Raw genomic sequence first — 14,072 nt, forward strand, 5'->3', positions numbered from 1 at the left:
ATATCCCCCTCCTTATCGAACTATAACCTTAGACAAATCGGCTCCCATGCCTTTAAGCCCAGCATAAGTCAGCTTATCCATGACTGCGTCGTCAAAGCAGATGGTTTTGATGGTACGGTAATACTTATTGGTCAGCGAAAAAAACGCCTGGAACGACACATTCTTAAGTGTAGCACCTCTAAACGAAACTTCGTTTAATGCTGATTTGTCAAACTTAACGCCGTTAAAGGTTTGCCCGTCAAGACGAAGCCCGCTTAGGTCGGAATATTTGAATACTACGCCGTCAAAGATACAGCCTTCAAAGATTGTTTTTCTAAGGTCGATCTTGGTTAGCGTGACGTCGGTCAGTTTTACGTCTGTAAATTTCGCTCCTTCTAGCCCCGTAATGTTGAAGTTGGTGCGTACAAGGATCGATTTATTGAAGCTCGCATCCGAAAGGTCTAGAGTGGACAGGGTGCAGTCAGTCAGATTCGCGCCGTCAAACTTGGCTTCACGTATGTCGCTGCTCTTAAACGAACTGCCAGTCAAGTCTGCGCCCGTAAAGTCGGAAGCGCGTAGCGCACTTGAGGTGAAGTTTCCTTTATGCGCAATAACGCCCGCAAAGTCGCTCTGCGTTAGGTTGCTCGCGCCAAAGTTTATCAGCACCTGCCGCTCCAGAGAACGAGAGAGGTTAGCAACCTCCAGTATCGTTTCCTCGATGTCGCCAATGCTCTCAATGGTCAACTGAAATGCTTGTTCATCATCCTTGCCTTCGGCTTTGAGCTCACGGAACCGCTCCTGCAAATCAGTGAGCAGATCCGTCTTTAATTCTGTGACGCTTTTTACCCCATCGTATGGTGCGAAAACACCGTTCAAATAGTTGTTCAATTTCTCATTCATAGCATCAAACCTCCCTATAATAAGTTTTCAAGCACTCGCTTTGCGTACTCCCAATTGCTTTTGTTCCTGTCGTAAGAAGCTTTGCCTTTTTCGGTAATCTTAAAATATTTTCGTCGTCCACCCTGAGATTCGTCGCCCCAATACCACTCGATATCACCTTCTGCCTCAAGCCGCCGGACGCTGGAATACATTGTGGCTTCCTTCAATTCATATTCACCGCCCGAGCGCTCAGCAATCAGCTTAACAATTTCATAACCGTAGCGGTCAGCTTCGGATAAGAGTCGTAAAATCATCGTGTCGGTATGGCCGCGCAGCAGGTCGGATGTAATTTTGTTCTCGCTCATATCATCACCCCGCAATTGTATAGTACGACATAGTACTATGGCTGTCAAAGTAATACTTTCGTTATAATACCTCGTTCGATAAATATATTATTCGTATTCGTAAGGTCATCTATTATCAAGACCCATAACTTGAGACCGTTTTCTTCCACTCCATTTAATCAAAAACGATAAAAAAGACCAGCCTTCCTAGAAGAAAGCTGGCCTCATAGATTGATTTCCCTTTTATACAAAAAAGCCACAAGTTAGTATGACCTTAGATCAAAATGATAAGGAACCGGCCGCTAAATTTCCTTGATAGAATACAGCCGCTCTAGGACTGCGTCTTGCTACCGCTTCAGCTGCACAGCTTGCTTCGACAAGAACCATGCTTGCTTCTGCTCCAACATACGGCCACACTTGCTCGCCTTCAGCATTTAAAGGTGTCACTCCGCCTGTAATCACACCAAGTGTTTGCGATAACTGGTATTCCTGACTGCGTCCATATAGTTCCGCATAGCGCTGTGCCTTTTCCAAATTGTCGCCCATTCCAAAAGGAGACCAGTGATCAATGATGCTGTCATTGCCAAGACCGACATGAACCCCCATCTGCCGAAGGGTTGGCAGCGGCATATGCAGTCTGCCGATTGGAACCGTGGAAGCAATATCAATTTGCATAGCAGCATATTGGCTGGCTAGTTCCTTAACCTCCTGGAAGTCAGACGCAGCGAAAGCGAAGGCATGGCTAACGGTAACTCTGCCATTCCAGCCAGCATCCTCCGTTAACTTTGCAAGCAAGGATAGTGTCTCAATGCCTGATGGACCTGACTCATGAACGTGGATATCGATATTCGCATTTTCCTCTACCGCAATTTCCATTAAGGCATTCAGCGATCTTTCACGATCCCCATCCACTACTGCTGGATCCACGGAACCAATATGAGTAGCTCCGTTACGGACAGCCTCTCTTACCAATTGCTCGGACTTAGAGCGAAGCAGCCCATGCTGGGTAAAGGCAACGAGCTCTGCGTCAATTTTATGGTGATACTGTTCCAACGCGCGCTTCACGGCTTCCAAACCTTTAAGTCCACTGACAGGATCAATATTCACGTGCCCTCTTACATACGTTGAGCCATGACCAATGATGAGATCAAGCAGCTTGGAAGCCCGTTCCTCTGCAACAGGGAACAATTCCGGCAGCAATCTCTCCTCTTGCTCAATCCGCTCAAAAATAGACGCGGTTGGACGTACAGCTTGCCACGGCCCGCCATAATAGGTTTTGTCCAAGTGCAGATGAGACTCTCGGAAAGATGGCAACAGCAGTCTTTGTTTCACGTCATGCTTAGGGAGCTCGTCCTGGATCTGATCATGTGCGGGCACAATCTCTGCAAGCTTTCCTCCATCAATGCGGATATGTACCAATCTTGTACGCGTGCCGATAACTTGATCCTGCTCTCGCTCGTATCCGCTTTCCAATCTAACGTTTGTTAACCAATAGGCTGATGTCATTCTAATCATCCTCTTCCCCATTATGTTTGTTCAGTAGCATGATATAACGTTTATACCAATGCTGTTATCGGTCACGTTCTGCTTGCTCCAATAATGCTGCAATCTGATCGAATCCCATCTTCTTTGCATGCATAATGGGCGTTATCCCATCTTTATCGCTTATATTCGGATCTGCTCCATATGCAAGCAGGAGCTTAACAATCGCCTGATGCTTTACTCCTCCGTTTCCGAGAATAACAGCCTCCATCAGTGCAGTCCAATGCAGGTTATTAATATGATTGACATCGATACCGGAGTGCGCAAGCAATTCCTGTACAACTTCAACATGTCCGCGTTCTGCGGCAGGAATAAGCGCGCTTCCTCCATATCGGTTTGTTAAAGTGGGGTCCGCACCCGCTTCTATCGCAAGCTTTACAATATCCAGAAGGCCTTCTGCTCCTGCATATAGGAGAACATTATTCAGATTGTGATCGCGAATATTAATGTCCGCACCTTTCTGAATCAGTACCTTAACCATGTCAACCTGATGGTGATAAGTTGCAGTCATAACGGCTGTTCGTCCATACCCGTCCGTTGCGTTGATGTTTGCGCCATCCTCCAGCAACGATAGAACTTTATCCTTATCTCCTTGCCCAGCTGAGATGATTAATTGATCGTTCATCTTCTCCACCTTCCTCTCCCTCGTCCCAAGTCTTATCAATGAGCTCCTTAAAGAGCTAGAAGCAGATTGACAAGTTGTCAACAATCGTACATCAAGAATTCGGAGTGCTCGTGTTTTGGATCATACTCATTTGTCGTCCTATAAAAATATGCTACCATGAAGTATAGCTAACGAAAAATATATAAATCATTCGTTTTACTAAGGTTTTTCATATAGTAAGGAGCGATATCGACGATGGACATGAGACAGCTGCGTTATTTTATTACAATTGTCGAGGAAGGAAATATTTCAGCTGCTGCCAAGAAGCTTCATCTCTCTCAACCCCCATTAAGTCAGCAGTTAAAAGCGATGGAGCTGGAGCTTGGAGCAAGGTTGGTGGAGCGCAGCGGAAAGCGTTTGGAGGTAACGGAAGCTGGGAGAACGCTATATCAGTATGCACTGCAAATGTTGCAGCTGATGGAAGAAGCCAAACTGGAAGTTCAGGAAGTGGGCAACGGGACTAACGGCCGATTAACGCTTGGCGTCAATACGTTCTCCGTTACCGAACTGCCTGACCTGCTTCAACGATTCAAAGCGCAATACCCCAAAGTCACGTATCATATCCAGCAAAATGAGTCGTCGCATCTATGCAAGTTAGTGCGAGATCGTGTCGTGGAGTTGGCAGTCATCCGTATGCCGCTCGATTTAGAGGATTTTTCAGTACTGCACCTTTATAATGAACCTTTCTATTTCATTACATCCAGTCAAGAGGATCTATACACAGAAGAAGTGTCTCTTTCTGACATTCAAAGCTGTCCTCTGCTACTGCCAAGCACGCAAGGATTAGGGGTACATTATTTAATTCTGGAGGCGTTCTCCAAATGCCATCTAGAGCCGAACATCATTGGTGAATGCTCAGATATTTCGCTGCTTATGGACTTTGTCACATCCGGGTTCTGTGCATCGATTGTCCCAGAGACACTGCTAAAAAGGCATGAAGGCTATGCGATCCAAGCGCATCTTATTACCAGTCCAACAGAGATGTCAGCGCCGGTTGGTCTTATCTGGCTCAAGCATCATCGTTTATCCAGCACGGCTCAGAACTTTATTCAGATGTTTGAACAGGAAGTTCTTCACTCGTAAGTGCAACTTAAAAAGGATTGATTTAACATCAGATTTATCGAAAAAATCCCCTTTGAAGTCAACCGCATATCATCTGAGAATGATTATGCCATTAACTCAAAGGGGATATTTATTGATCTAATGAATACTTAGCACGTCTTCTGCACTTCTTTTTCTAACAGATTCTCCTTCAATCAGTGATACGTAGATTCGTTCATTCTCTACTTTATCGCCAGCTACAATCTTAAGCAGCTGCTCGGCTGCTAATGCGCCCCACTTGCGCTTCGAATAATCAATCGTTGCCAACCGAGGCTGCATATAGCGTGCCAGCTCGATATTGTCAAAACCGATCAGATGAACGTGCTTCCCGATTTGAAGCTCCGTATCCGATAAGCGATCGCATAAGCCAATCGCCATCTCGTCATTTAAGCAGAATACGCCGACTGGCTCGGAGTACTCCTGAAGGATTTGCTCTGCAGCCCGCTCTCCTCCGCTTTTCATGAAATCACCAGCGATCTCAATCCATTCAATATGCTCGTTCCGATCTGCAACGAGCTTTACTGCTTTCATGCGCTGTATGGAATCAAAAGAACCAGACGGGCCTGTTACGATATATATCTTTTTATGTCTCTTATCAACCAAATATTCCGTAGCGAGCGTCGCACCAGCTTTGTTGTCCAGCAGCACTTGATTGATGTTTGGATGCTTCAGTTCCCGGTCCAGCACGACAATCTTGCTGTTACGGTCTGCATATCGGATGAGCTCCTCGCTTGTAAAGGTTTGATCGAGGATGACTGCACCGTCGATCATCCGCTCAGGAAGCATTCGATGAGACTGCTTGCCGCTGCATACGATAAGATCATAACCTTGTGCATTGCATACTTCCTTCATCCCGCCAAGAAGCTCTCCATAAACATCGCCTTTAAAGTCTGTCAAAAAAGCGCCGATAATTTTAGACTCTCTCTTTTTTAATGATCGTGCAGCCGCATTAGGAACGTAGTTTAGTTCCTTGGCTACCGCTAATATTTTTGAGCTGGTCTCATCGGTGACTTTGTCGCTTCCATTAAGCGCATAGGAAACGGTCGATATCGAAACCCCTGCTTTTTTCGCAATGTCCTTAATACTTACCACTCTCTCACCCCTCCGTTTATTAATCTATCATCTATCTTCCATTCACGTAGGGTAATGCGATAAGACTGATCCTAAGCGGGATCAGGCTCACATGTAAATGTCGACGATATTATGCTCTAGGCTCATTTCACGCTCAAGGTCTGCTTTTGAGATTCGTACGCCGCCCTTGCGATATGAGTTCGAGATGAAGGAGAGATCCGTTTCTTTTCCATTAACCATAATACGTTGAATGCTTCCTTCTGCGATATGGTAGACAAACGTAACCTTTTTCTCAGCGACACGATAGTCAAAACGCATGCCGCTGATTCGAGCAGGAAGCACGGGATCCAAGATGAGGTCTCCTTGAGATAGTCGGATACCGAGTACATTGGAGATCAACTGGTTCATATAGATTCCCGGACCGCTAGAATAAATTCTCCAACCGCCTTTGACTTGAACCTCGCCATTTCGAAGTGCATCCATATGCTCCTGCGCTTCATAGCGTGTATTGAACTTGCCGTCGGAGCTGCTGAAGTAAGCATTGCTTTGACGATAGGCTGCATTAGGAACGACTTCATTAATTCCGACAGGATTAATGATCTCTAGTCCATTCCATGCATCTTCCGCTTGGCCGAGCTTCGCCATTGCTTCAACATAACGAATGTGAGCATGCACATACTGAAGACCTACCTCACGTCCAAAGTTAGCAGCCTGCTCGGCACGCTTAAAGTAAGTGCTTACCCCGCCAGCATACTGAGCCGGACGATTCATAAGACGCACGCCATCTGGGAAGAACAGCTCTTTTTTAATCAGATTATAATGGAACTTGGCCTGCTCCTGATCAAGCAGCTCAGCAATAATACTGCGTGTCATGGGAAGCAAACGGTACTGTATGCCTGTCTCGCTATCCGATGGATGCAGCATAAGCTTCGGCTTCTTCGGATCTTCCAGGTATAGGAAGCCCGGAATAACATCCGCTTGAAGCATATATGCGTTGAAATCTTTAGCAATATTGGACGACAAGTTGTGCAGATAATCTGATAACTCAGCCTCTACCTGTGCGAGTGCCTTGGACAGCTGTGTCAAGGTTTGATACGTCAAGGCAACAGTCCAACTGCTGACCATGTACGTTTTGAGCTGCGCATTGGCGGGCTGAAGCGTATCGTCCCAATCCCCGTCACCGTACGAAGACAAGTGTGTATCATGTAGAAAATGAGTGCAGATGTACTCCAGTTCCTTTTTCACGTGGTCCAGCACGGTTTCTTTGTGGTCGCTAAAGCAGAAGCCATCCTTTAACGTATAAGGAATCTGCTCTTCTAAGATGCTGTAGTCTTGGGTTGCATTCAAGTAATCGCTCAATACCTTAAGCGGCCATACAATGATGTCCCCATGGCTCTCTTCTTGTTGAATAGAAAAATAGTTATCGAACATAAACCATTGCGGCCAGTTGCCGTCATCTTCATACTGGTGGGCATACACCATCTTCAAGATATCGCGAACTTGCTCATATTTTTGAGTAGCCATGAAGTATTCAACTGGCCCTTGGCACACATCGCGTGTTCCCCAGGCTGCGCCGCCGTACTGCTCTAATCCATGCGGCACAGAATAGTGGACGAGCATGTTGTGCGTGTACCACCACGCAAGCGCATTAAGCTTAAACAATGAATCAGGTTGGTCTCCCTCTGGACGAGTCAGATGAAAACCATTCATGAGCTCTTTGAAAAACTCACGGTAAGCCGCAATTTCATCATGAGCGCTGCGAGATGCCGGCGCTGTTATCTCACCTTCAAGCTGGCCTTGCAAGGTTAATGTCCAATCATGGCTTGAGTCGAGCTGCAGAGTGATAAGAGAAGCTTCCCCTGGTTGGATGCCTTTAGCCAGCACCGTTTCGTCACCGACAGTAATGGGACTTCCCTCAACTGACATCCGGTATTGCAGCTCTGGAACGATACGTGAACTAAGCGTTTGTGAATCAGCACGGAAAAGGACGTAGTCAGTCCCTTTTTCCATCACAAATGGCGTCTCGTATTCATTGACATTCATCGTCACTTGAGTTGTCACTAGGAAGCGATAGCTTCTCCCCTGTTCGGATGTGAAGTGAAGACGAACTTCAGGGGCATCCGCCGCTGAATAATTGGTGAAGATCAGCATGTCATCCGCCGTTTTATAGTACCAGCGCACGTAGTTGAAGCCGATCTCGAACATTGATGGCATCGTTAACAGGTGATACTGCTGATCCATTTCAACATAGATCCGCTGTCCGGCAGTCTTTGGAACGTTCAAATGGTTTCTTGCATTGCTCATCAATTTGTTGAAATTTGTGTTGCCGATGACAACATGGGAGTTAAAGATCCCATACATATAAGAAGTAGTTGTCATGACTTCAGATCCCAGCTTCACCTTACTGCCGCTCATGAGAATATGTCCATGCGGTCGTTCCACCAGCAGTTCTTTTTCCTTCAATACGATGTGTTCAAAGGTATCGGTAAAGAAAGCCAGTAGTGTGTCTTCCTTGCGCTCTTCTTGATGTCTCTTAGGAAAACGAACGTTCAATTCCTCTTCTGTCATGGAAAGGATTTGCAAAGGTTCGCCAATTGCTTCCTGGATCTCAACAGACGGTTGTTCGATCAAAGCTTCAGTTTGATTATGAGATTGAATCCCTTCCCACGCCTTCTCAACTTCATCTTTATACTCGAATTTCGTCACTGCCTCAGGATGATTAGCTTTATAGAGGCCATAGAAGACAAAGCGCGCTTCGCCTGCAAGCTCAACCTGCTCAGATTGAAGGGCTGCATAGGCAAACTCGTATTGGTAGATTTCGTTCGCAAGTGAGGGCTGCAATAAGGCTTTAGGCACATTCGTCTCTTTATAGGAGAGTCCGTAAAACTGGAACCCATCAGTCGAATACCCGACTGCTTTCGTTAAGGAGCCTTGCTGCACATATGGGAAATCTCCGCCCTGCGGCTGATTCTGGCGCGAGCAGATGACGTAACCATATGTCTCATCCTCAAATACGGCATGATCGATATATTGAGAGAGATAGGCTTCATTGCTGCGAACCGCACCGATGTCTGCATCTCCAATGTCTTGGCCGTATACGAGATCAATCGTAACGCCTTCCCCTCGTGTTACGATATCCCAAAACCATACGCCTTGCTCGTAAAGGGAAAAACGAACTTCGTATTCAATCTGGTCAACTTGGCCTTTCCATACAAGCTGCAGTAGAACTTGCTCGTTGAACGAGTACCAAGCAGCGGATAGAAACGGATGCCGTTCGGCTCAATAATTCTTAAATAGAGATTGTTCAGGGAACCATCAATGGGACTTGTCAGCATCTGATTAATCATGGTGCGTCCATAAGTGGCTTGGTACAAGTCTCCGCTTTCCCAGAAGGTAAACTGCAAATCGCCAGCTTGAAGATGCAGCTTACTCTGTGTTGATTTCGCAATGGTTGTCATGTGTATGTCTTCCTCCTAGCTCTCATCGGATGGATAATGGCTATACTAGCTTGAATGAATCCGTTAAGGTATCACGGCTGTTAGGTCCGACGAAAATGTGAAAATGTCCTGGATCGCTCGTATAACGCAGATCCGAATGGTGATAGCGTAACTGCTCTTCTGTTAGCTGGAAGGTCGCGACTTTGCTCTCGCCAGGTTCAAGTTCTAGCTTTGCAAAGTCTTTCAGCTCACGGAGCGGACGTACGACCTCTCCGGTAATATCGCGAACATACAATTGAATCGTTTCAACTCCTGGTCTTGAACCGGTATTGGTGACCTTAACACTGATATCAAGCGGTTGATCGGCTGTGAGCTCCGATCTGGACAATGTCAATTCGCTATAATCAAATGATGTATAGGTTAATCCGTAGCCGAATGGCAGCAACGGCTCGTTTTCTGCATCAATGTACTTCGATACATAACGTTCTTCGCGCTTAGCAGGGTTAAGCGGGCGTCCCGTATTAAAATGGTTGTAATACACGGGCACTTGACCAACGGATTGCGGGAATGACATCGAGAGGCGTCCTGTTGGATTCACATGGCCAAGCAGCAGATCCGCTACAGCGGCGCCGCCTTCTGTGCCTGGGAACCATGCTTCCAGCACTGCATCTGCTTCTTCGAACACGCCATGGAGATCAAGAGGTCTGCCGTTAAAGATTACAGCTGCGATAGGCTTGCCTAATGCTTTTATCTGTTGAACAAGCTCTAGCTGAGCTTGCGGAAGACGAATGTCAGTCCGGGATGCCCCTTCTCCGCTCATCGCGGATTCTTCTCCAAGGGCGAGTACGACGATATCTGCATGGCGTGCAGCTTCGAGCGACTGCTCCAGCACATCCTTGGCAATGCGGTGTATGCCGCATCCCTCCACAATCTTCAAAGTGCCTTCTTGCATGCGTGCTGTTAAGGCATCTCCCAGCTTCACCGCGTCTTCCTTTTTGCCCTCGCAGGACCACCAGCCCAGGATATCATCGCTTTGTGCGAATGGGCCGATTAACGCCACCTTCGCCTCTTGATGAAGCGGAAGGACGTTTTCGTTCTTGACCAGGACACAGGATTTGACTGCGAGTTCATACGAAGCTTGACGGTGCTCGCCGCAAAGAATAACTTCGCGCTCACGCACAGGGTCTGCTGCTCGCAGCGGATGATTGAACAAGTCAAGCTTTGCTTTCAGACGCAGAATGCGAAGTACAGCTTCATCGATGAGCGTTTCATCAATTAGTCCGCTTGCTACTAGCTCTGGCAGGTGGTGCACATAACAAGGCGTCATCATCTCGATGTCTACGCCTGCCTTCATCGCGCGGTATGCAGCTTCGCAATCATCCTCAGCAGCGCCATGCGCAATCATTTCTCTGATCGATGCCCAGTCCGATATGACGACACCATCGAAGTTCCATTCATCGCGCAGAATTCCGCGCAGCAGCTTCTCATTGCCGGTAGCCGGAATGCCGTCAACCGTATTGAAGGAAGACATGACCATTTCACAGCCTTCATCCAATGCTGCCTTGTAGGCCGGCAAGTAGGATTCGCGCAGCTGTCTTTCCGACATATCGACAGTGTTGTATTCTCGTCCGCCTTCTGGTGCGCCATAGGCGGCAAAGTGCTTTACGCATGCTGCTAAGCGGTCATGATCCTCCTTCAAGCTTGTGCCTTGATAGCCGCGTACGAAGGCGCGCGCAAATTGGCTGTTCAGGTAAGGATCCTCACCCGTCGTTTCCATAACACGCCCCCAACGAGGGTCGCGTACCAAGTCCACCATTGGCGCGAAGGTGACATGCACCCCGGATACGGCAGATTCTCTTGCCGCAATCTCGGCACTCTTTTCTGCCAGCTCCATATCCCAGGAGCAGCCGATGGCAAGCGGGATTGGGAAGATCGTCTTGAAGCCATGCACAACATCCGCCATAAATAGCAGCGGAATTCCTAATCTGCTCTTTTTCATATAGGCGTTCTGGATGTTGATGACCGCTTGAGCTCCTGACAGCCCTAGCACGGAACCGCTGGCCGCAACCATCTGATCCGTAATTCCCATCTCTTCCATCGGCCCTGTAATTAGACCTTCTTGATCTGAACCCTCGTGAAAGTTAGGGGTAAGCTGAAGCAATTGAGCGACTTTTTCCTCCAGCGTCATTTGTTCGACTAGAGATTGAAGTTGTTTATCGTCCATTTTAGTTTCCTCCACGCCTATCCATAGTTTTGTAATGACATTTGAGTTGAAATGAGATGACCTTCTTCTGCCGTCTCCTTTCTCATGAATTTGCACAAAAAATGTAGTCCCTGATTCTCTATGCGTTATGCAAATTCGTCAAAAAAGAAACGATATCGCTTCTATAATAGAGAGAACCCGGCAGCATCAGAGTTCTGGCATACCGGGTTCAATAAACTCGGGCCGTTGGCTCACGCCGCTAGCCAACTTTAATCTTCGTTGAATGCTGAATTACTTTAAGTTGTTTAGTTCGTCAAGCACGGGCTGAACAAGAGATTGCTTGCTTTCTACCCACTTCTTCCAGTTAGCTTCCAAGTCGCCGCTTTGCAGAATTAAGTTTGCATACTCTTTTTCATAATCAAAGGTTGCTTGGTTCTTTGCTTTGGAATCATACAATTGGACATCCCAATCGTATGTAGCAAGCTTGCCGCCTTCTTTACCGAGCTTCGCCTTGTCTTGGTAATGCAGAACGGCTCTATCACGGTACTCTTTCTTGATTGCTGGGTTAATGACACTGAAGTCATCGCCAAGCAGGTAGAGGCCTTCGAAGCGGCTAGGATATTTGTCTTCCAGAGACTTGCCTTCTGGGATCAGGCTCACAAGCTCATTATTGTCTCCGTATTTCCAATCTTCGCCTTCAAAGCCCATGTTCAGGATCATTTGTCCATCCTTGCTAGTAGAATAATCTAGCATATCCATGATCCGTTCGAATTTCTCAGTGCTGATGTTAGGAGAGAATACGAGTGCAGACCAGAAATTCACTTGCTCCAAGTTGCGATACTTGCCGTCATCGCCCACAACGATTGCTGTATGAACCACATCATCGCTTTCAATGTTCAAGTTCTTCTTCATGGCTTTATCGACGTCTTGTCTGTAAGAAGCAAGACCTCCCAAGCTTGTGATTGCTGCTGTACCGCTTACGCGGAAGTTATCGCTTGCTTCACTGCTCTTCCAAGTATAGAATTCAGGGTTAAGGAGCCCATCTTTATACGATTGCTGCATCAGCTTAAGACCTGTAAGCGTTTCTGGATCAGCAGGACCCCAATGATATTTTCCGTCTTCCCCTTTATAGAAAGCGGACTCAACACGGGAATGCTCACTATTCGCCATAATAATGTTTGTCAGCGCATCCCCTGCATTATAGGAGATTGGAACGAGCTTGGAGCCAACCTTACCTGGATCCTTCTCTTTTACCAAGCGTGCATATTCCATCAGCTCAGAAGTGGTATAAGAATCTTTCAATTCGAAGCCGACTGCTTCTGCCCAGTCTTTGCGCAGCGCGATAACTCCGATTTGGTTAACGAGCGGATCAGCAGGCTTGTTCTCATAGTAAACAGGTCGAGGCAGAATGTACGTACCACCCTTCAATTCTTCCAGCTTGTCCCCAAGGCCCGTCAATTTGTAAGCTGCAGCAACGTTAGGCCAACGTTCCTTCCAATCGTCAGGCAACTTGTAAAGCAAGCCTTGGTCAATATAGTTCATGGCATCTCCATGAATATAGTTCCACACTGCAACATCAGGCAGATCGCCAGAGTTGATCCATAGGCGAAGCTTCTCGCCCCAGGAATCCCATTCTACATAGTTGTAGTCCCATTCGAGATTGAACTTATCCATCCAATATTGATGGAACTTGTTTTCGATTTGGCCGTCTTTCAAGTTAATCGTACTTGCAACGGAGATCTTCAGCTTGTCTTTATAAGCTCCGTTGCTGTCTTTCTCATTGCTGCCTTCAGATGCTTGATTCGAGCATGCGCTTACAAGCAGCATGGTCAAGCACATCGTGAGCGCGACTAACGACTTCCATGAGAGTTTGTTTCCTGTTTTCATGTTTTTAGCCCCTTGTTGATTAGATTTTTGTTACAAAACCTATATCGCATTAATCAGGTCTTGATAGCCCCTGTTAATACCCCTTTCGCGAAATGCTTTTGCAGCATTGGGAAGAAGCACATGATTGGCACCATGGTGACAAAGACCGCAGCCATTTTCATTCCTGTAGAGAAAGCCTGCTTACCGACAGCATCGACGCTGGACGCATTAGATGCATTCGTTGACGATTCAACGATAATGGATCTCAATACATTTTGCAGCGGGAGCTGATCGGCCTTGCGAAGAAAGATCATGGCATCGTACCAGCTGTTCCAGAATGCTACGCCGTAAAATAATGTAATGGTGGCCATAATAGGAGCCGCCAACGGAAGCACGACGGAGAATAAGATCTTCCACTCCCCTGCACCGTCCAAACGAGCGGACTCCATCAGGGATTCCGGGAGACTTTGAAAATAGTTCATCATGAGAATCATGTTGAAGGCACTGAAGCTGCCTACCAAAATAACGGACCAAAGCGAACCTGTGAGATGTAGAGTCTTCATCACGAGGTAAAGCGGTACAATACCGCCGTTGAATATCATCGTGAACAGCACCAAGAAGAAGATGAATTTCTTCCCTGGAAATTTGTTTCGACTAAGGCCGTATGCCATGCTGCTTGTCAAGAATAAACTGAGCGGAAGCCCTGCAAGCAGCAGCTTAATCGTATTCCAATAGCCTGTTAGAATACTGCCATCCGAGAATAACGCCTTATAGGATGCAAGCGTCGGATTTTTCGGAAAAATCATCAACGGATTGTCCGCATACTCTTTAGGAGTTGCAAATGATATGGCAATAACGTTCAAGAACGGAATGAGAATCATTAGTGCCGCGATAATCAGTACAATAAATAGGAAGTAATCAAGAGCTGTCATCTTGCCTTTTTTGTAAACAGATCGTTTAGCTGTTGTTGCGCTCAATGTATTCAC

Annotated in this window: 9 protein-coding genes and 1 pseudogene; 1 reads left to right on the top strand and 9 read right to left on the bottom strand. The window is 46.8% G+C overall.

All coding sequences use genetic code 11. The features are described 5' to 3' along the window. Positions 1-12 precede the first annotated feature (12 nt). The 4 genes from I2H74_RS15650 to I2H74_RS15665 form a co-directional block, all read right to left on the bottom strand. Positions 13-879, bottom strand: coding sequence for a pentapeptide repeat-containing protein (locus tag I2H74_RS15650; RefSeq protein WP_195575157.1), 867 nt, complete (start codon positions 877-879; stop codon positions 13-15). 14 nt (positions 880-893) lie between these two features. Next, a complete protein-coding gene (locus I2H74_RS15655) occupies positions 894-1,223 on the bottom strand; it encodes a PadR family transcriptional regulator (RefSeq protein ID WP_195575158.1) in 330 nt (109 codons plus the stop codon). 258 nt (positions 1,224-1,481) lie between these two features. After that, positions 1,482-2,708 (bottom strand): amidohydrolase, encoded by a 1,227-nt coding sequence (locus I2H74_RS15660; RefSeq protein WP_195575159.1) that lies wholly within the window; start codon positions 2,706-2,708, stop codon positions 1,482-1,484. Positions 2,709-2,772: 64 nt separating this feature from the next. After that, positions 2,773-3,369 carry an ankyrin repeat domain-containing protein gene (locus tag I2H74_RS15665; protein ID WP_195575271.1) on the bottom strand — a complete coding sequence of 199 codons (597 nt, stop codon included), beginning with the start codon at positions 3,367-3,369 and terminating at the stop codon, positions 2,773-2,775. 234 nt (positions 3,370-3,603) lie between these two features. Between I2H74_RS15665 and I2H74_RS15670 the strand changes: the two genes are divergently transcribed. Then, on the top strand, positions 3,604-4,491 hold the full coding sequence (locus I2H74_RS15670) for a LysR family transcriptional regulator (RefSeq protein ID WP_195575160.1): 888 nt from the start codon (positions 3,604-3,606) through the stop codon (positions 4,489-4,491). A gap of 117 nt (positions 4,492-4,608) precedes the next feature. Here I2H74_RS15670 and I2H74_RS15675 read toward each other — a convergent pair whose 3' ends face one another. From I2H74_RS15675 to I2H74_RS15695, 5 genes and pseudogenes are all read right to left on the bottom strand, one after another. Further along, positions 4,609-5,601 carry a LacI family DNA-binding transcriptional regulator gene (locus tag I2H74_RS15675; protein ID WP_195575161.1) on the bottom strand — a complete coding sequence of 331 codons (993 nt, stop codon included), beginning with the start codon at positions 5,599-5,601 and terminating at the stop codon, positions 4,609-4,611. Positions 5,602-5,688: 87 nt separating this feature from the next. Then, positions 5,689-9,038: pseudogene (locus I2H74_RS15680) on the bottom strand (GH36-type glycosyl hydrolase domain-containing protein). A gap of 40 nt (positions 9,039-9,078) precedes the next feature. Further along, the gene (gene bglX / locus I2H74_RS15685) at positions 9,079-11,241 is read right to left on the bottom strand and encodes a beta-glucosidase BglX (protein WP_195575162.1); all 2,163 of its coding nucleotides are present in this window, start codon (positions 11,239-11,241) and stop codon (positions 9,079-9,081) included. 270 nt (positions 11,242-11,511) lie between these two features. Beyond that, positions 11,512-13,107 carry an extracellular solute-binding protein gene (locus I2H74_RS15690; protein WP_195575163.1) on the bottom strand — a complete coding sequence of 532 codons (1,596 nt, stop codon included), beginning with the start codon at positions 13,105-13,107 and terminating at the stop codon, positions 11,512-11,514. Between the two features lie 53 nt (positions 13,108-13,160). Beyond that, entirely contained in the window at positions 13,161-14,063 is a 903-nt protein-coding gene (locus I2H74_RS15695) for a carbohydrate ABC transporter permease (protein WP_229106725.1), read from the bottom strand. Positions 14,064-14,072 lie beyond the last annotated feature (9 nt).

The sequence above is a fragment of the Paenibacillus sp. 1001270B_150601_E10 genome (assembly GCF_015558675.1).
GTDB lineage: Bacteria > Bacillota > Bacilli > Paenibacillales > Paenibacillaceae > Paenibacillus_B.

Bases quoted from the DNA above. Each gene is read 5' to 3' on its own strand.
- I2H74_RS15670 (WP_195575160.1), top strand. From the start codon at position 3,604: ATGGACATGAGACAGCTGCGTTATTTTATTACAATTGTCGAGGAAGGA.
- I2H74_RS15655 (WP_195575158.1), bottom strand. From the start codon at position 1,223: ATGAGCGAGAACAAAATTACATCCGACCTGCTGCGCGGCCATACCGAC.
- I2H74_RS15650 (WP_195575157.1), bottom strand. From the start codon at position 879: ATGAATGAGAAATTGAACAACTATTTGAACGGTGTTTTCGCACCATAC.
- I2H74_RS15690 (WP_195575163.1), bottom strand. From the start codon at position 13,107: ATGAAAACAGGAAACAAACTCTCATGGAAGTCGTTAGTCGCGCTCACG.
- bglX (WP_195575162.1), bottom strand. From the start codon at position 11,241: ATGGACGATAAACAACTTCAATCTCTAGTCGAACAAATGACGCTGGAG.
- I2H74_RS15665 (WP_195575271.1), bottom strand. From the start codon at position 3,369: ATGAACGATCAATTAATCATCTCAGCTGGGCAAGGAGATAAGGATAAA.
- I2H74_RS15660 (WP_195575159.1), bottom strand. From the start codon at position 2,708: ATGACATCAGCCTATTGGTTAACAAACGTTAGATTGGAAAGCGGATAC.